The sequence below is a fragment of the Bariatricus massiliensis genome (genome assembly GCF_900086725.1).
Lineage (GTDB): Bacteria > Bacillota > Clostridia > Lachnospirales > Lachnospiraceae > Allocoprococcus > Allocoprococcus massiliensis.
In genome coordinates, this window is the sequence record NZ_LT574838.1 from 1065617 (window position 1) to 1083552 (window position 17936).

Annotated in this window: 17 protein-coding genes; 2 read left to right on the plus strand and 15 right to left on the minus strand. The window is 47.3% G+C overall.

Translation table 11 applies throughout. The features are described from left to right. Both BN6465_RS16715 and BN6465_RS16720 read left to right on the plus strand, forming a co-directional pair. On the plus strand, positions 1 to 786 hold a 786-nt coding region (locus BN6465_RS16715), incomplete at its 5' end, for a hypothetical protein (protein ID WP_066737336.1). 317 nt (positions 787 to 1103) lie between these two features. After that, on the plus strand, positions 1104 to 2450 hold the full coding sequence (locus tag BN6465_RS16720) for an MFS transporter (protein WP_066737338.1): 1347 nt from the start codon (positions 1104 to 1106) through the stop codon (positions 2448 to 2450). A gap of 67 nt (positions 2451 to 2517) precedes the next feature. Here the strand turns inward: BN6465_RS16720 and BN6465_RS16725 are convergent, their stop codons facing one another. The 15 genes from BN6465_RS16725 to BN6465_RS16795 form a co-directional block, all read right to left on the minus strand. Beyond that, positions 2518 to 3285 carry an N-acetylmuramoyl-L-alanine amidase gene (locus tag BN6465_RS16725; RefSeq protein ID WP_066737340.1) on the minus strand — a complete coding sequence of 256 codons (768 nt, stop codon included), beginning with the start codon at positions 3283 to 3285 and terminating at the stop codon, positions 2518 to 2520. 29 nt (positions 3286 to 3314) lie between these two features. Further along, positions 3315 to 6089, minus strand: a complete 2775-nt coding sequence (locus tag BN6465_RS16730) for an ABC transporter permease (RefSeq protein WP_227183539.1) — start codon at positions 6087 to 6089, stop codon at positions 3315 to 3317. A 3-nt stretch (positions 6090 to 6092) separates the two neighbouring features. Next, positions 6093 to 6767 (minus strand): ABC transporter ATP-binding protein, encoded by a 675-nt coding sequence (locus BN6465_RS16735; RefSeq protein WP_066737341.1) that lies wholly within the window; start codon positions 6765 to 6767, stop codon positions 6093 to 6095. Between the two features lie 59 nt (positions 6768 to 6826). After that, positions 6827 to 7750 carry a sensor histidine kinase gene (locus BN6465_RS16740; RefSeq protein WP_066737342.1) on the minus strand — a complete coding sequence of 308 codons (924 nt, stop codon included), beginning with the start codon at positions 7748 to 7750 and terminating at the stop codon, positions 6827 to 6829. A 1-nt stretch (position 7751) separates the two neighbouring features. After that, complete coding sequence (locus BN6465_RS16745; protein ID WP_066738741.1) at positions 7752 to 8414, minus strand: response regulator transcription factor; 663 nt, start codon at positions 8412 to 8414, stop codon at positions 7752 to 7754. 27 nt (positions 8415 to 8441) lie between these two features. After that, positions 8442 to 11012, minus strand: a complete 2571-nt coding sequence (locus BN6465_RS16750) for an ABC transporter permease (protein ID WP_066737343.1) — start codon at positions 11010 to 11012, stop codon at positions 8442 to 8444. Further along, the gene (locus BN6465_RS16755) at positions 11002 to 11682 is read right to left on the minus strand and encodes an ABC transporter ATP-binding protein (RefSeq protein ID WP_066737345.1); all 681 of its coding nucleotides are present in this window, start codon (positions 11680 to 11682) and stop codon (positions 11002 to 11004) included. The genes BN6465_RS16750 and BN6465_RS16755 overlap by 11 nt, the downstream gene beginning before the upstream one ends. A gap of 66 nt (positions 11683 to 11748) precedes the next feature. Further along, on the minus strand, positions 11749 to 12603 hold the full coding sequence (locus BN6465_RS16760) for a sensor histidine kinase (RefSeq protein WP_082891758.1): 855 nt from the start codon (positions 12601 to 12603) through the stop codon (positions 11749 to 11751). 6 nt (positions 12604 to 12609) lie between these two features. Continuing rightward, complete coding sequence (locus BN6465_RS16765) at positions 12610 to 13278, minus strand: response regulator transcription factor (protein ID WP_066737349.1); 669 nt, start codon at positions 13276 to 13278, stop codon at positions 12610 to 12612. Positions 13279 to 13290: 12 nt separating this feature from the next. After that, positions 13291 to 13611 (minus strand): hypothetical protein, encoded by a 321-nt coding sequence (locus BN6465_RS16770; RefSeq protein WP_066737351.1) that lies wholly within the window; start codon positions 13609 to 13611, stop codon positions 13291 to 13293. Positions 13612 to 13622: 11 nt separating this feature from the next. Beyond that, positions 13623 to 14030 (minus strand): helix-turn-helix domain-containing protein, encoded by a 408-nt coding sequence (locus tag BN6465_RS16775; RefSeq protein WP_066737353.1) that lies wholly within the window; start codon positions 14028 to 14030, stop codon positions 13623 to 13625. Between the two features lie 214 nt (positions 14031 to 14244). Further along, positions 14245 to 15027 (minus strand): M15 family metallopeptidase, encoded by a 783-nt coding sequence (locus tag BN6465_RS16780; protein WP_066737355.1) that lies wholly within the window; start codon positions 15025 to 15027, stop codon positions 14245 to 14247. Between the two features lie 93 nt (positions 15028 to 15120). Beyond that, positions 15121 to 15873 (minus strand): hypothetical protein, encoded by a 753-nt coding sequence (locus tag BN6465_RS16785; RefSeq protein WP_066737357.1) that lies wholly within the window; start codon positions 15871 to 15873, stop codon positions 15121 to 15123. Continuing rightward, positions 15866 to 17275 (minus strand): sensor histidine kinase, encoded by a 1410-nt coding sequence (locus BN6465_RS16790; protein ID WP_066737359.1) that lies wholly within the window; start codon positions 17273 to 17275, stop codon positions 15866 to 15868. The genes BN6465_RS16785 and BN6465_RS16790 overlap by 8 nt, the downstream gene beginning before the upstream one ends. Next, the gene (locus tag BN6465_RS16795; protein ID WP_066737361.1) at positions 17272 to 17931 is read right to left on the minus strand and encodes a response regulator transcription factor; all 660 of its coding nucleotides are present in this window, start codon (positions 17929 to 17931) and stop codon (positions 17272 to 17274) included. Before BN6465_RS16795 ends, BN6465_RS16790 begins: the two co-directional genes overlap by 4 nt. Positions 17932 to 17936 lie beyond the last annotated feature (5 nt).

Genomic DNA, 17936 nt, shown 5'->3' on the forward strand with positions numbered 1-17936 from the left:
AAACTGCAGGAAAAGGGCATCCCCTGCTCCTTCGTCTATCCTGCCAGTGATACGGTGGTAGACACATTCCAGCTTCTTATAAGCGATATCAGGCTGGCGCAGATGGACTCCGACCTGCCGGCCGTACTGTATGTCACTTCCGACGCGCTCCTGTCCGACGGATTGACAAGCATCAACTCCAACAATTTAAGCATTCAGCAGAGCCTTCTGGAATTTGATCAGGAGAATACGGCAGGGCTCGTAATCCGGCAGGCCCCTCATTGTTATGAGATATACACGACACAGCAGATTGTAAAAAACATCACCGATAATTTCACGAACTGCCGGCTCCGGGCCTTTATCTTCAGCCGGACAGGCATCGAGACACAGATTGGATATGGGATTGGAGCCAACGTAATGAAAGCCCGCAACAACGCCTCCGCCGCCTCTAAAATCGCGCAGAGGAACCACAAGTCCTACCTTATCAATCAAAGCGAAGCTTTGGTCGGGCCGCTGGAGGCGTCTAACAGTACCGGTAATACGAAGGAAGTAACCCCCGGTATTCTTCAGGCCGCAAGCGATTCCCGTCTCTCACTTTCCACCATCCAGCGTATTCTCTCCGCCACGGAGATGCTGGGAACAAAAGAGCTAACCACACAAGATCTGGCCTCCTCCCTGCAGGTTACCGCCGCTAACGCAAATCGTTTCTTGAATACATTGTTAAAAAGCGGATATGCAGAAATCGTTTCCGAGAAAAAAAGCTATTCAAAAGGACGGCCAAGCCGCATTTATAAAATATTATTATGATGTCAGGGTCCCAAGGTTATCCAATGCATGCTTGCATGCAATTGGATAACTTTAGGATTTTGGGAGCACGAAGTGCGGAGAAATCTGTAGACATCAAAGTCAAAGAGTATTTTGACCCCAGCATCTTATTATAATAGACATTTCAGGAAGGGCGTTGTGCATTATGCATCAATTCCCTTCTTTTATTTTGTGCAATTAGGAGAATTGTGCTCCTGTATTACTAATGTATTTAATATTATTATTGAATTTATTTATTAAATAGTATATTATTTACTCATACTAAAAAACAAAAGATTCTCCACAGGAGGTAATTTCCCGTGAAACATTATGCAAAACAGGCATCTCTTTCCGATTCTCTGTACAAAAATGAAATCGTATCCTACGGGCTGGGAGCACTGGCCGGAACCCTTCCTCATCAATTCAAACTCCAGTTCGGGATGAGCTTTATGACCGATATAGCCGGGCTGCCTATCGCTGCGGTCGGTTTCTGGAACATGGTGCTATCCTTTTGGGACGCCGTCAATGACCCGATTATCGGCCGGCTGGTGGACCGTACGAATACGAAGCGCTTCGGAAAGTACCGCCCCCATATGATATTCGGCTCTATTTTCTGGGCTGTCACCATTCTCCTTTTGTTCGTCGTACCGCCGGGTTCTGAGCTTGTGCGGCTCGTCTACTATTTAATTGTGATGGCTCTCTTCTCCGTGTTCTATACACAATTTACCATTCCATGGCAGGCCCTCAACAGCGTAATGTCCAGAGACCCACACCAGCGGAACCTCCTGCTTGCCTCCCGCCAACTGGTAGGCGCTTTCGCCACCTCCGCAGTGGGGTTATTTACCATTCCCGTGGTGTCTGCCTTTCATGATGTTCGGGCGGGCTGGCTGGCCGCCGCCGCTATCGTGGCCTTTTTATGTGTGGCCAGCGCATTAGTTGCCGCCCGCAGCGCCCGCCGGATGGACTATCATAATTCCATTCCCACAAAAAAACATGCCACCTTCCGGGAACTGGCACAGCTTCTTTTTCACAACAAGGCAGTCCTGTGTACGGGGTTACTGCTTGGCTTTGTAAATATGGGCATCTCCTTCAATGCTGCCATAAGTATCTACTACCTCAAATATGTTGTCCATAATACAAGCATCCTTGCCCCTATCTCCGTGATTAAGATATTGTCCACTTTACTCGTTATGCCCTTGATGCCCGCCTTACTGCGCAGACTCGGAAAAATCCGTATCCTTTGTGTGAGCATGCTCCTTCAGACCGTATCGGCCCTGATGCTCCTCGTCCTGCGGGACGGGGCAGGATTACCTTTGGTTGTGATAATGAGCACAATTACGGCAATAGGCCTGACCTGCGCCAACACCTGCTGCTTTTCCCTCATTCCGGACTGTACGGATTATACAGAAGTCCACTATGGAAACGCCCATGCCGGATTCATCAACTCCGTCAGCACCTTTGTCCGCAAGTTCTTTGGCGCGTTCTCCACCTTGATAGTGGGCGGCTTTCTGGAACTTGCCGGTTATACAGCCGACGAGACTTCCTTTTCCGTCGTGAACACTATCGTAGACCTTAAAGTATGGATTCCCATTATATTACTTGCCGCAGTCCTGATTGTTGCCAGACAATTCCCTGCCCTGCAGGCAGAAACCAAAACCAGCCACTGATAAAAAGGGTATGCAGAAATGTCCCTCATTTCTGCATACCCTTTTGTCACGTACACACTTCCGGATACTACGTCATACTCACTATCACGGTAGGATACCCCGCCCGTTTCAACCGCTGCTCCATCTGCACTGCCTCGGCCAGAGTCATATAATCTCCCACCTGTACCCGGTCATATTGGCCACTGTCATCTATATACGCGGGGAAGTCCATCTCAATCAGCTCCTGAAGCAGACGGTTGGCATAAGTACTGTTCCTGAAGGCTCCCACCTGTACCCGGTAATGCATTTCATCTTCTACCGCTCCTACATTTAATGTATCTAATATGCCGTCGGCAATAGCCTGTGCGATATCGTTGAAATTATTGTCAAACAGCAGATTATCCGTGTCCGAATTAATAAATCCCACTTCTACCAGAACTGCAGGCATCCGGGTTCTTCTCAGCACGACAAGGTTGGGCCTTGCCTTTACACCCAGATTCACAAATCCCACCGTCTCCAGCTGCGCGTTAATATTCTGTGCCATCTCATATTTGATTCCCGACAAATCATAGACCAGACTTTCCACTCCCGAATATTGATTGGGCATGGGGCTCGAATTCCGGTGAATGGATACGAAGAAATCCACCCCCGCCTCATTTGCCTCCATGGCTTTCTGGTAAGGGGTCTCGTAGACATCCGTGGTTCTTGTGTATTCCACATCTATATCATTATTCTGTAAAATCTCTCCGATAGCCAGTACAAGCCGCAAAGTGTCATCCTTCTCCTGCCGCCCGTTATATACTGCTCCGGGATCGCTGCCGCCGTGCCCGGCGTCTAACATTATTGAATATGGCATAAGATTAGTTCCTTTCGCATCGTTCTATTCTATGATATGCGAACAGCGGCAGGAAGTGCAGCGCAGATTCCTGCCAGACTTAATATTAACAAAAAGAACCACCCAAACGGATATCCAAACACAAAATAGGACAGTTTCTCATTCATATAGAAAGATATCGCTGCCAAAATCCCGCTTCCTGCCGTCAGCATCAGCCCTGCCACGACCAGACAGTAATACAGGCCTTCCGCCTGCAGAAGCTTCCGCCTCTGTCTTTTCGTCATTCCCACGCTCTCCATAATATCCAGCTCTTTTTTTCTAGATAAAATTCCCGTAATCATGACATTAAAGTAATTCATCAGCCCGGCAGACAAAAGAACCGCACTGATACTCCCAAAAATCATGCGGTTTCCCTGAATATAGTTTGCCGCCTCCGACAAAAGCTCCGACTTGCTGATACAGAAAATGCCCGCCTCTCCGCGCTCACCTTCCATGTTGGTAACTTCAGCCGCTCTTCTTTGGTTCTCCCGAATGACAATCTCCTGAATCTCTGCCTTAACCGCCGGCTCTTTTTCCTTTTCCACTTCCAGCTCCATATAGAGCGTCTTTTTATCTGAAGGCAGCTTCTCAAAGCCTTTCTCACTGATAAGATAATATATGGAGCCTTTTGCGCCATGCCATGTCTGCCTGATTTCAGGGAACTCTTCTCCACGATTGTCAACATAACCGCACAGCGCAAACGCCTCTGACTGCTTTCTTGGAAATGTCTCCTCCATGGTATCACGCTCCTCCGGGTTCATCTTGTTCCAAGCCATCCATTCTTCCTTTGACCAGAGCGAAGTAAAATACACCGGTTCCCCCACGCTTTCTGCCGCCATCACTTCCTGCTCCGGGGATAATAGATGGTCGTGGAGAATTACCACACCGGTGCCATTTTGCAAGCTTTCCATGTCCACCGACAGTTTATTTTCTTCTGCATATTTCTGGAGTTCATTGATTTCTTCCTCGCTTAATATCTGGATTATATCCGCTTCAAATCCTTCCACCATGGCATAGTCGGAGCTGTAACCCGTACCTTCCTTTTCAGCCGCTTTCCCATTATAATCATCCTCTAAAGGCCGAATCCCTTTCCGGGAAACCGTGGAAATCATATAGGCCCCCTCCATAATATAGGACTTTGTCCTATCCACTCCGTCAAGCTTTAGCAGTTCCTCCTTGACCTCCGTGGAAACAGGTTCGAACTCATCATATTCGTTCCCATATAGCAGACAAAAATTATCTCCCTCTGTTTTCATGGGGTCTTCTCCTGCATCCCGGGATTTATATTCCATGCCATATCCCTCTTCCTTCCCCCACTCGCTGAATTCTCCGGAAATCAAAAAATCCGGGCGTTTTTCAATCACATGCATATAATCGCTGCCCTTTGTAATGACAATCGTTCCCAGAAAAGCCTCCATGCCGAGAAAGAGAGAAAAAACGGTAAGCAAGAACCGTCCCTTCTGTCTGGTCAGGTTTTGCCATGCCATATACCACAGCTCCAGCTCGGCGCTCCTTCTTTTATAGTTCACTCTTTCCGGTTTTTGTCGCACTTTTGCCTTATTACTCGCCGGAATTGTATAATCTACACTTTCCACACAAGATATATTTACGACACGGTAAATGACTCCCGCGGCGGCTCCTGCCGCAAGAACCACGGCAAATACTGTGGCGGCGCCAAGAATCTCCGGACGGAATATTTCAAATCCCCCTGCACCGCCATATCTGCTTAAATACTGGCTGCCCAGAATTCTTGGTATAGCGAAGTGCAGTACGAACGTAGAAAGGGAAATCCCCAACACTACTCCCGGAATTATGGCACTTCGAATCTGTCCGAAATATATGCTGCGAATTTGCTTTTTTGTTGTGCCTATCGTATGCAAAAGTCCCATCTGGCGAATATCTCCCGCCATAGAAATATGCATCACATTATGTACCAAAAAAAACATGCCGCACAAGATTACAAGTGCCCCCAGCACAGCCATGCCGTAACCTCCTGCCATCCGGCCCACTGCATCGTATGTAAAAGTGTTGCCCGCGGTTATTTTAATGTTTGTGCCATCCTCCTGCAAATCTTGATACAGCCTTTGCTCCACTTCCCTCCAGTCCATATTGTCGGACTGGCAGATCAGCATATTCGCATTTTCCCGGATATCATATCCCCAGGCTTTATATTTTGCCTGTGAAATATAGCTTGTCCTAGAGACTGTCCGGCTGTCTGCATAATCTGTATACCAGCCGCTGAGACGAAACGTTTCTTCCTCCGTGCGAAACAGTCCTAAGTTCACCGTAAGCGGAATCTCCATCCCTGCTGCCGGCTCATGGATTCCCATGTCTTTCAGTGTCCGTGCCGAAAGCATAATCTCCTGCTCCTCCTCAGGATAATGCCCATGAATATCTGTATAGGCAGGTTTGACCATCTTCTCCCACGCCAGCTCATCCAACACGCGAATCCTGCCGGCCTCTTTTCCCTCGAAAACAGCTTCTCCCGCAGGGGCATATCTGCCCAACGATTTTACATACGCAAGTGTGGACGCCTCCTCATACTGCCGCTGGCTCACATTCGCGACTTCTACCGAAGCTGCCGTCCCGGCCGCCCTTACTGCTCTCAAATATTCTGCCTTCACCTTGCCAAAGGATATGCCAAATACCATAGTCAATGTGACAATGCACAGACAAACCGCGCCCGCAAGAATGCGGTTCCTTCCTTTATTGGATTGCCCAAACTTTTTTGACAACATCCGAATCACGTCTTTATTGTGACTAGGGATAGCACCGTTTCCACTCATGACTTACCCCTCCCGCCCGCAGATTCGGCCATCCGCGATTCGTATGACATAATCAGCCATCTGCGCCACTTCCTCTTGATGTGTCACAACGATTACCGTTTGATGAAATCTTTCTGCGCAGGCTCTCAAAAGCCCTACTACTTCTACGCTTGTCTCCGAATCCAGATTTCCGGTAGGTTCATCCGCCAGTAGAATGGCTGGCTTTGTCATAAGCGCTCTCGCGATTGCTACTCTCTGCTGCTGACCGCCGGATAATGTCCGTGGCAGACGCTGTAATTGCTCCTGAATCCCAAGAACGCCTGTAATCCCCTCCAGCAGGCCGCTGTCTATATCGGAGCCGTCCAGACGCAGGGGAAGTACTATATTCTCGTATACACTTAGCACGGGAACCAAATTGTATTGCTGGAATACAAAACCGATATTTCTCCTGCGAAATACCGTCCGCTCCTCGTCCCCCATATCCTTCAGACTGTTTCCGCGAATCCAGACACCGCCCTCAGTGGGCGTATCCAATCCTCCCAGCAGATTTAAAAGCGTGGTCTTTCCACATCCCGAAGTTCCCACCACCGCGGCAAACACGCCCTCCTCCACAGAGATACTAACACCGTCCAGCGCATGTACCTCATAAGTATCTGTCCTATAATATTTTTTTAATCCGACCGCCTTCACCATCTCCATAGCCAGTTTCTCCTCTCCTGCCCTACCAAACAAGTATAGACGGTAAATCTAACAGACTTCTAACAAACGAAAGGAAAACTCATTTCCATCAGCAGTCCCTTCTCCATCCGCTTCGCCGCCAAAAAACCGCCATGCCTGTTCACGATTATTCTGGATAGATAGAGGCCGATTCCGTACCCTTGCTGGACAGTCACACGTTTCCCTCTGTAGAACCGTTGAAATATTAGATTTTCTTCCCCTGCTTCAATTCCGATTCCATAATCACGTATCCGTATTTTCAGAAACATTTCATTTTTTTCCATGGATACTTCTACCGTATCTCCGTTCTGACTGTACTTTACCGCATTATCAAGCAGATTGTAGATTGCCTCGCCCAGCCAATTGGGGTCATGAAGATAAACAGCCTCTTTAAGCAGTGTGATTTGGAATCGGATATCCTTCATCTCCGCCTGTCCATATATCTGTCCCAGCGCATTTCTGACAGTTCTCAGTATATCTCGTTCCTCTTTTTTAATTGGGATTACTTGCTGCTCCAGCCGGGACATTTTGATAAAGTTCTCCACCAGAAAGTGTAATTTCCCCGTGCTTTCTTCCATGGCTGCAATATATTTCAAATGCTTCTCTGCCTCTTTGCCGGCACTCTCCCGCAAAAATCTTAGATAGGTTTCCATATTTGTAAGCGGCGTCCTCATCTGATGGGCAATCTCAGTAATTAACTTCTGAATACCGTCGCGGCTCTTCTCCGCATCGTCTCTTCTCCCCTGCATCACTTCCTGCACCCGCACCAGATAATGCTCTGCCTTTGCGCACAGTGTTTCCTCCCCCGAAGCTGCGGCCTCAATCCGCTTTTCATTTAAAATGTCTTCCGCCATCTTCACAATCTTTTTTAATTCCTGCCCACGGTACCGCCTCTGCAGTCCATACATTCCACCGGCACCCAACACCACTCCCAACAGAACGCTCGTCCCGATTACTAAATACATGTTATTTTTCCCCCATCCGATAACCAAGGCCAAACACATTTATGATATAGGTGGATTGTTTTACGTCTGGCTCTATCTTCTTCCTTAACCGGTTGATAGTCACACTGACCGTATTATCTACCACAAACTGCCCGTCCAGCCCCCATATCTTGTCCAAAATATTCTCTTTTGTCAGCACCTGATTTTGATTTGCCATCAGATATTCCAGCAGCTTGAATTCCTTCGCCGTCAACGGAATCTCCCTTCCGTTTATAAAAGCCTGTTTTCTATCCCTATATAGGACAATTTCCCGGAAGGAGAGCGTCTCTTCCTTCTTCCGCCTGAGCACTACCTCAATTCTTTTTAATAATACCCTCATAGAAAACGGCTTTACCACGTAATCATCCGCACCGATGTCATAAGCCGCCAGCATCTCCTGTTCCTCATCTCTGGCAGTCAAAAATAGGGCAGGAATATCACGCCTCTTCCGTATCTCCTGATACATGCTGAGTCCGTCTCCGTCCGGAAGACCGATGTCCACGAGAAGCAGCTCAGCTTGCTCTCCAATCGTGGACAGAACCTCTTTCTTTGTATGTGCGCATATGGTGTCATAACCGGCATCACGCAGAGCGATTTCCAGTGCCTGACTCAATAATCTGTCATCTTCAACTATCCCAACTGTCATATTTTTTCTGCCCACAGCTTCCTTTCTCTAATCTGTATAACTTCTCAATCTATCAATGACGCTTTCTCCCACTGCCTTTTTATACATGAAAAGGGGAATCACGATGCACACCGCAAAGAGCGCCGCAATACATGCCGCCAGCTCCAGCGCTGGATATGTAAACGCAAAGTACGCAATCCTCTTCTTCATCAACATTTTCAGTCCAAACAACGCCGCGCTTCCCATAACCACGGTCGCCGCCGCAACAATCACACTATAGAATACTCCCTCCAAAAGTATCATATTCTGCAGCTGCTTTCTGGTGAGCCCGATGCTTTCCATAACGGCAAATTCCTTCCTGCGCATAGTCAGGCCGGTCATCGTCACATTTATATAGTTCACCAGCCCCATCAAAATCAAGATTGTGCACAGCACGCCCATAACAATTCTGGACGCAGAGATATAATCCCTTGCCGCCTCCAGCATATCCGACTTTGCCAGCATATACAGCGACTGGTTCAGCAGCTCTTCCCCCTCACTTTCCGCCCTGATCTCAAGGCTGCGGTTGTTCGCCTGCACCAGATTATTTAAACGGATTTTTAAAAGCGGTTCTTTTTCCTCATCCACATCAAGGGTTATGCCGAAAGTCCGGTCGGCCAGTCCTGTATTTTCAAATCCCTTTTGACTGGTGATAAAATAGAGGATTCCGGGGCCATTCCATGTTCTTTTGAACGGGGGAAGCCCTTTCTCCTTAAAGTCCAGATATCCGCTTAAGGTCATCGTTTCTGCCTTATCCTTGTCAAGATTATACACTACAAGAGGCATCCCGATTGTCTCACGGCTTTTCTCCGTCATTATCTTTGAAAGACTGTGATTATGCATGATAATCAGTCCCTCCCCGTTCTTCACCGCATCCACATCGATGTAAAGATTCTTCTCTGCCGCGAGCTCGCCCAGCTCATCCAGATACTTATCCTCAAGTACCTGCACTACCATACATCTGTCCGCCTGTTCATTCTCCGCTTCCCCTATGTCGAACCCTTCCGCCTCAAAACGGATTGCGAGTGCCTTCTCGCTGCTCGAAACTCTTGCAAAGCCTCCGTGCATAATCTCACTGTCTTGGATACCGTCGAGGCTGAGAATCTCGTCTCTTAAAGCCGGCTCAAAGAAAATGTCCTCGTCCTTAGACTGCTCTGTACTCAATGCGGACATATGAGAATGTATCGTGAAATCCGGATTGTTGTAATCAATCTCATGGGTGGTGTCCGTACCTTTCGATATCACCACCGCCCCGAGAGATACAGTAATGCCAAGAACAAGTGACAGCACCGTGATTATCAGACGTCTGCGGAAACGAAATATATTCCTCCACGCCATACGGAAAATGCTTCCCCCCTCCGTGCTCCTTCGCTCCTTTTTCCCCTCCGAAGCCGTGCGCTCCATATATCTGGATGCCTCAAGGGGAGACATCTTCACGACTCTCCTCATAGCAAATGCCGCACTGATAAAGACGACCGACGCACCGAAGAGATTGGCGCCCACCAGTATCCAAGGTCGGAACGCAATCATAGCCGAGGCTTGTCCCAGTCCCTTCAGGTACATATCGGAGAGCAGCCTTGGCACGACAAACAGAATGAGGATACAGCCCACCGTGCTTCCAATCAGGCAGCCCGGCAGCACGGTGTATGCGACTTGGCGGTACACGATGCTTCTCAGCTGCTTTTTCGTCGTCCCCAATGTCTTCAAGAGGCCATATTGTCTAATATCCCGGTTCAGAGAGATATGCAGCACATTGTGCAGGAGCAGGTAGGCTCCTCCTAAAATCAACAGCATCAACGCGAACGCGGTGTCAAAACCTCCTGTCATTTCATAAATCACCTGACGGGTCATGGCAATGCCACCGATAAACTGCTGGGTGTCATCACTCATCGGAACATCCCTATATAACAGATTTTCAATAAAATCGTCCACAATCGTATCATTCTGCTGTATTAATAAGGTTGTATTGTACTCTTTGTCGATGTCCAGTGTGTCCAGAAAAGCTTGTGAGAAATAACCTTTCGGGGCTGCCGTAAGCGGGTCTACATATTCGGTATAATAACCTGACAGATAAAAGGCTTTTTTTAGATTCTCCCCGTTCACAAGATGAATCTCCACCACAATCTCCATACCCAATTGGGGTGTCTCAATTCCCAGTGCTTCTAACCCACGCACGGGAAGCATAATCTCATCCTCTTTTTGCGGGTATGCCCCATTGATGTCTGTGTACGCCGGCTTCTGCATATGCTGATATGCATCTTCATCCAAGACCTCGCATCCGAACGCTTCTGTATAGCCAATATCGACTGTCTCTCCGGTCTCCTTGATATAACTAAGATTTTTTATGATTTCGGCCTGTTCTTTCGAGGGACGTTCTAGCGACGTGTACGCCGCAGTTCCGGCAGTTCGTATATAGAGCAGGTAATCCGACTCAATCTTTCCTATGGAGAGGCTGAATACACCGAACAGCATGATAACTACAAAAGCCACTGCGGCGGTGAGGATTTTGTTCCGTCCCTTATTGTCTTTATAACTTTTTTTAGCAAGTAGGGCAATTACTTCTTTATTGTTATTCTTCATGTCCGCCACCGCTTACCTTTCCGTCCTCAATACGGATAATACGGTCGGCCATCTGTGCAATGTCCTCATTGTGGGTCACAACAAGAATCGTCTGGTTGAACTGGATGGCGCTTGTTTTGAGCAGCCCGATTACCTCCGTCCCCGTCTTGGAATCCAGATTGCCGGTAGGCTCATCCGCAAGTATTACGGCAGGCCGCGCCACCAAGGCCCTTGCTATGGCCACCCTCTGCTGCTGCCCTCCCGACAACGTGTTCGGCATACTGTAAAGCTTTTCCTTGAGCTTCAGGCTTTCTATGATCTGCTCCAAAAAGTTCCTGTCCTCCCCCAGCCCGTCCAGCTTGAGCGGCAGCGTCATATTTTCGTGCACATTCAGTATCGGCATTAAGTTATAATTCTGAAACACGAATCCAATATTCCTCCTGCGGAATACGGTCAGCTCCTCGCTGTCCATGTCGGTCAGGTTCTTGCCCCTGACAATAATCTCTCCTTCCGTCGGGTTGTCCAGCCCGCCCAGCATATTCAGCAATGTCGTCTTCCCGCTGCCGGAAGACCCCACGATTGCAATGAACTCTCCCTCTTCTACAGAAATATCAATTCCGTCCAAAGCCCTGATCTGGCTTGATGGGGTATTGTATATCTTCTTGAGTCCCTTCGTTCTTAAGACTTCCATATCTCCACCTCATTTCATGATTGATATTTCTTATTCTAGCATCTAATACTTACAAACTACTTACATTCATCTCCTTCGTTCTCCCACCGGCAGATAAACGGCAATCTCTAACCCGGGACTCATGCGCCGTGCTTTCACAAATCCGCCGTGTTGGAGGACAATTTCTCTGGAAAGATAAAGTCCAAGCCCGAAGCCTTCTTGTACAGTCACCCTTTTCCCTCTGTAAAAGCGCTGAAAGATAAGATTTTCCTCCCCTTCCATAATACCGATTCCATAATCCCGCACCACAACTTGCACAAACATCTCATTTTGTACCGCCCTAACATCAATATAGGAATCTTTTTCTGAATACTTCATGCTGTTATCCAAGAGATTATATACGGCCTCTCCTAGCCAGTTGGCGTCGTGTGGGACTTTTATTTCCGCCGCCTCCAGCCGAATCTGAATCCCTTTTTCCTCGGAAAGTGTCTTTGCCTGCAGGATACTGTTCAGCAGCGTATCACGCAGATACAAGGACTCCTTTTTTATCTGGATGATCCGGCTCTCAAGACGCGCCATCCTAATAAAAGCCTCCGTCAAAAATCGGATTCTCCCTTCCGACGCGGCGATTGCCTCTATGCAGAACTGTCTTTCCTCCTCACTGGCCTCTTCCTCCGCCAGCATCTCAAGATAGACCTCCATATTGGCAAGGGGATTGCGCAGCTGATGGGCAATCTCTGCGATCAACTTCTTAATCTCATCCTTTTCCCGTCCGATACGTTCTTCGTTCCCACGTATTTTATCCGACAATCTAATAATCTGATGTTGTATCTTTGATGGCAGGGTGTCCCGGCTCACCTCAGCCATCCCTAAATATTCTCCGCCGATAAGCCTCTCCAGATTCCGGGACAAGGCTTCCATTTCCTTCTTCTCTTGAAACATCACGTCCTACTTTCCAAATGTATAGCCAAGGCCAAATACATTTTTTACAAATATGGGGTTTGCCGTATCCGGCTCTATTTTCTTTTTCAGGCGGTTCAGCGTCACATTCACCGTATTTTCCTCCACGAACGCCCCTTCCTTATCCCACACCTGTTCAAGCATCATGTTTTTTGTGACTACTCTGCCCTTATTTCTGACGAGAAGCTCCAGCAGCTTGTATTCTTTTGGCGTAAGCCTGATTTCCTCACCTTTATAAGTGACCGTCATTCGTTTGAAATCCAATTTCAAATCCATGTAGACAAATACGCCGCTGTCATCCTCCGTCCGCCTGAGGATGGCCGCAATGGCTTTCAGCAGTACCGGCATGGGAAAAGGTTTCACCAAATAATTATCCGCGCCCATATCAAATGCTTGAAGCATGTCTGCCTCTTCATCTCTGGCGGTCAAAAAAATCACAGGAATCTGATTGAAGCCGTGGGCCTTTTTGCAGATTTCAAGCCCCTCCCCGTCGGGGAGATTGATGTCGATAATCATCAGGCTGAGGCTTTCATCAATCAGCCCCAGCCCTTCCCGGACAGTATAAGCCCTGCCTACCTCGTATCCTGCCTTCACAAGCGTCCGGCTCAGCGCCTCATTAAATAAATAATCGTCCTCCACGACCGCAATCTTTCTCATCTTTTCTCTCCTTTAGAACTTCAAAATGCAAACCGCCATCAGGCAGATGGCAGACAGCGCCAGTAAAGTAAGGGAAACACCTGCTTTTTTCTTGCAGCTATCCATAGATTCCCTGTCGCCCATGCTCATATTGGAAGGGTACTTTCTCCTCCCGAGCAGATACAACAAGAGTCCTCCGCTGCCCTCGCCGCTAAGCGCAAACATTCCCCAAAAGTGCGGATGCTTCAAGCCCCTGCTTTTTGCGTCGATAGACGTCATCCGGAACACCTGATAAGCCAATGTAACTGCTCCCAATAAAACAAGAAATACTAATACAACCATATACCAAGTCATGTGAAACCCTCCTAAATTTTTTTGATAATCTGATAAAATAACGCCGTCGTACTTAAGATAGCAATGGATGCACTGCCAGCCATCAGAAAACGGTTCTCTGCAATCCATCCGTTAAAAAACACAAATAGAACAACTAAAAAGGCGTTTATGCCTATCGCCGTCAGCAGCTTTTTGTTACTGCTCACGACGTCCGTACTTTCCTCCAAATGCTTCATCATATCATCGTCCCCTTTCAATAAGATATCAAGGCTGATGTCATAGAGGTCGCTCAGTTTAATCACACTTATAATATCGGGGTAAGACTTCTCGTTCTCCCAGTTCGATACGGTCTGCCGGGATACTGAAATCTCTTCCGCCACCTTTTCCTGAGTCAGCCCGGCCTTTGTCCGTGCATTTTTTAATTTACTGCCAATCTCCATAACACGTCTCCTTTCAATCACATCCTGCCATACTGTACGCAGATTGTCTATCAAACTTGTTTGACACAAGGGATTTTCCACTGTCAAAATTCTTTGACACTCCTGCAATCCTACGGAGATTACAGCAGATGGGGCTGCCTCGCCTCTCATAATTTGATAATAATCTTAACATAAAAAGAGGACTATTACCACTCTTGTAATAGTCCTCATAGGGTCAATCCTCTCCGCCCAAATACTCTTCCAGACAAATCCCCCGCTCATATATTTCCTTTGCGGCCTCTTTCCCTACATACCGATAATGCCATGGCTCATAATTGATTCCTGTTATCTTACTTTTATCTGTGGGGAAGCGCAGAATGAAACCGTATTTATAGGAGTTTTCCATCAGCCACCTCTGCTCTGGGGTATCCTCTTGTTTCTTATCGAGAATCTGGTAGCTCTGAGCCACGATATCCACCGCAAGCCCGGTCTGATGTTCACTGGTGCCGGGGACAGCCACCCATTTTGCCGCCTCCTTTTCTGCCTCTTCTTTTGAATATCCCTGTGCCATATAACGTTTTGTCTCGTTATCGTATAATGTTCTCTGTTTATCCCATGTCCTGTAGGAGGAGCAAATCATTGGCGACAATCCCTCGGCACGGGCGTCATCCATCATATTCTGCAAATCCGGATAGGCTCTTTTGTCAATAGCGTGCCCGTTGGCCAGCTGTGTTAATTCGACGGAAAAATTTTGATTCATGGCATTCCATGGATTTACAAGAATCATATTCCAGCCAGACTTGAAGGACGCGGTCACATTTCCCTGCGACGGTTTCGTCTTAGGCTCTGCCTTCAGCGCCGCCTGAGTGATATTCTGAGTCTGGTTTTCCCTAACGTTCATGCGTATTTTCCGTCCGAGCACGGTTCCTCCGGCTGCCACCGCACATATCAGCGCCCCGCAGCACAGCATTCTCAAACATCCGTTTCTTTTTTGTTTGCCTGTATTTCCTCTCATCATCTTCTGCCTCCTGAATCATATACATTGTTCTGTAGATGATTCTATAAGACAGGTGATTCCTTTTTGATTCGGATTTGTATCAAAATTGCATCATTATTCGGTTGCTAGATTATATTCTTCTACACGGTTGTATCCCACCGTTCCCTGACTGCCGAACTCAAACGAATGGACTTTTTGCTCTTTTTCATCATAGGTAGCCGCAAACACACTGATTATACTTTCTGAATAATAGGCAGCTACGCTGAAACGCTCTCCCTCCTCATCCACTGATTCCAAGCCAAGCTGCAGATACTGCAAGAATTTCTCCTCCGGCAGTTCCATTACCGAATATAAAGAATTTTCTCCCTCAAAAATAATATCGAAGCCATACAGTAAGAAGACATCAGTGTCCATATACGCGATGATATCAAGTCCTTCATACCTTACATGCATCTCCCATAGACTGACTGCTTCCTTCGGATTCTGAGACTTGATATAGGTTATCTTAGATACAGAAGCCTGATATACATCTGGGAACACTAATTGCGGAATGATTCCAAGACCTGTTAATTTTTCAAGCTCCTCCTCCATAATGCTTACGATATCCCGCTTCTTCTCATCAGAAACTGCGTCCGCCTGCTGCACTATCACATTGGGAGCTTCCCGGATTATACAAAGGCGCTCTCTTATATCAGAACTCTGCTGCGTTTTCTCTCCATCCCCCTCCTCCACCGGCAAGGAAGTGACATTGATACGGCCGAACATTCTGTTGTTTTTATACATCATAACTAAAATCGGCGCTGCCGCCACTGTAACCAACAGGCCAAAAATCGCAAGGACCCCCAGCCCTTGTTTTACTCTACTCATTCTGGGCCTCCTTCATAGTCACTGTCACACTCGTCCCTTTGCCCACAGCGCTGTCAAACGTGATTGTAAAATCGTGGAGCTTCAGTATTTCATCACAGATAGCAAGCCCAAGCCCTGCCCCTCCCTGCTTTCTGGAGCGGGATTTGTCCCCCATATAAAAGGCCTCTTTTATTCTGGAAAGCTCCTGCTTTTCCATGCCTTTTCCAGAATCACGTATGATTACCTGATAGTTATCCCCGTTCCATCTTCCGCTTATCTGCAGCTTTCCACCATTCTCCATAGCCTTTCTCCCATTATCGATGAGATTAAGAAATACGGTCTTCATCAACTCTGCGTCGAACGCTATGACAGCCTCTTCCATACAGCAGGAGAAGTGAATACCTTCTTCTGCAAGCTGGGGCCCTATCATAAAACTGATTTCATCAAAAAAGGTGCGCATATCCGTGGGAATAAGATTCACTTCCTGATTCTTCAATACAATCAAATTAAGAAGACGCATAGACAATGTTTCCAGACGTTTTCCTTCCGCAAAGATGTACTGCGCGCATGTATGTATCTGCTCTGCGCTCATCTTCTTCCTGCGCAGCATATCCGCATAGCCGATGACCGAGGTCAGGGGCGTCTTCAATTCATGGGAAAATGCTCCGACAAACAATTCTTTCTTTTGCGCGCTGTCCTCCAATTCATATATCTTTTCTTCCAGATTATCCGCCATCTTGTTAAAGTTACATGACAGGGCGGCAAATTCATCGCTTCCCCTCATATCGACTCTTCTGCTTAAATTCCCGGCCGCGATGTCCTGTGTCGCTCTTGTCAGAGAGACGACCCGCCGCATTAAAAGCTTAGAGACCACAAAGGTAATCATCCCTCCAATCAAAAGCATGCCGGCCATTACTTTTAAAAGTGTCTCATATTGTGACTTTTGATTATCAAAAATAAACGTTACTTCTCTTAGCATCTCAATATAAAAAGTGCTTCCCTCAAATGATGCCGGACGTATCAATTGGACATAAGCCCCCGCCTCTGTTTTTTTCATAGTCCAGCCAGCCTCATTCTTTGTTAAGGAGGCAATCAACTCTTTATCGAAAGTCTGGTCCAGCGAAGAAAACACTTCCCCACCGCCGGTGTCCGTCACTCCAAAGGCGATTCTCTGGTTCATATTATTGATGTCGATGGACTGGGCAACCCGGGTCAGTTTCTGCCTGATATCTTCACGTCCACCCTCGCTTTTACATTCATTCGCAAGAGAATAATAGACGATTTCTCCGTAGTCGTATGCCGTCTCTACTTCATTCTTCAACAGCGCATTAAAATTAGAGTCAATCAGAATATAGCCTCCCAGAGAAAAGCAGGCGGTGCAGATAAGCATTGTGGTGAAAAATATTTTCCAGAAAAACTTCAATCTTCCACCTCCAGACGGTAGCCTATCTTATAGACAGGTACGATACTTTTTTCCAAAGACAGCTTTTTCCGGAGCCGTTGTATGTGCAAGTCAACAGTCCGGCTGTCCCCCAGATACTCCTCCTCCCATACCTGTGCATAAATCTGGCTGCGATACAAGGCCTTATTCTTGTTCCTCACAAGCAGGACAAGCAAAGCAAATTCCTTTGCCGTCAGTCCCACCGGATTCCCAGCCTTTGTGACAATATGGGCCTCGGTATCTATCTTGATATCTCCGAACCCAATCTCTTTTGAAGTCTTATTGTAGCGCCTAAGTACGGTCTCCACCCTTGCCAGAAGCTCCATAATCTCAAAGGGCTTTGTTATATAGTCCTCCGCCCCCGCCTTCAAGCCCTTCACTCTGTCCTTCACCTCTGCTCTGGCGGTCAGGAAAATGACCGGCGTGTGATAATAGTTAATATACTCCAGCAGTTCGTACCCGTCGATTTTGGGCAGCATAATGTCAAGCAGTATCAAATCAAACACCTGCTTCTCGATGATGTCTGCCGCCTCCTGTCCGTCATAGGCGCAGACACAGTGATATCCTTCGTCTGTAAGGCTCATTTTAATCAAATCAGAAATGGGCTTTTCATCCTCTACAATTAATATTTTTATCATTTCCC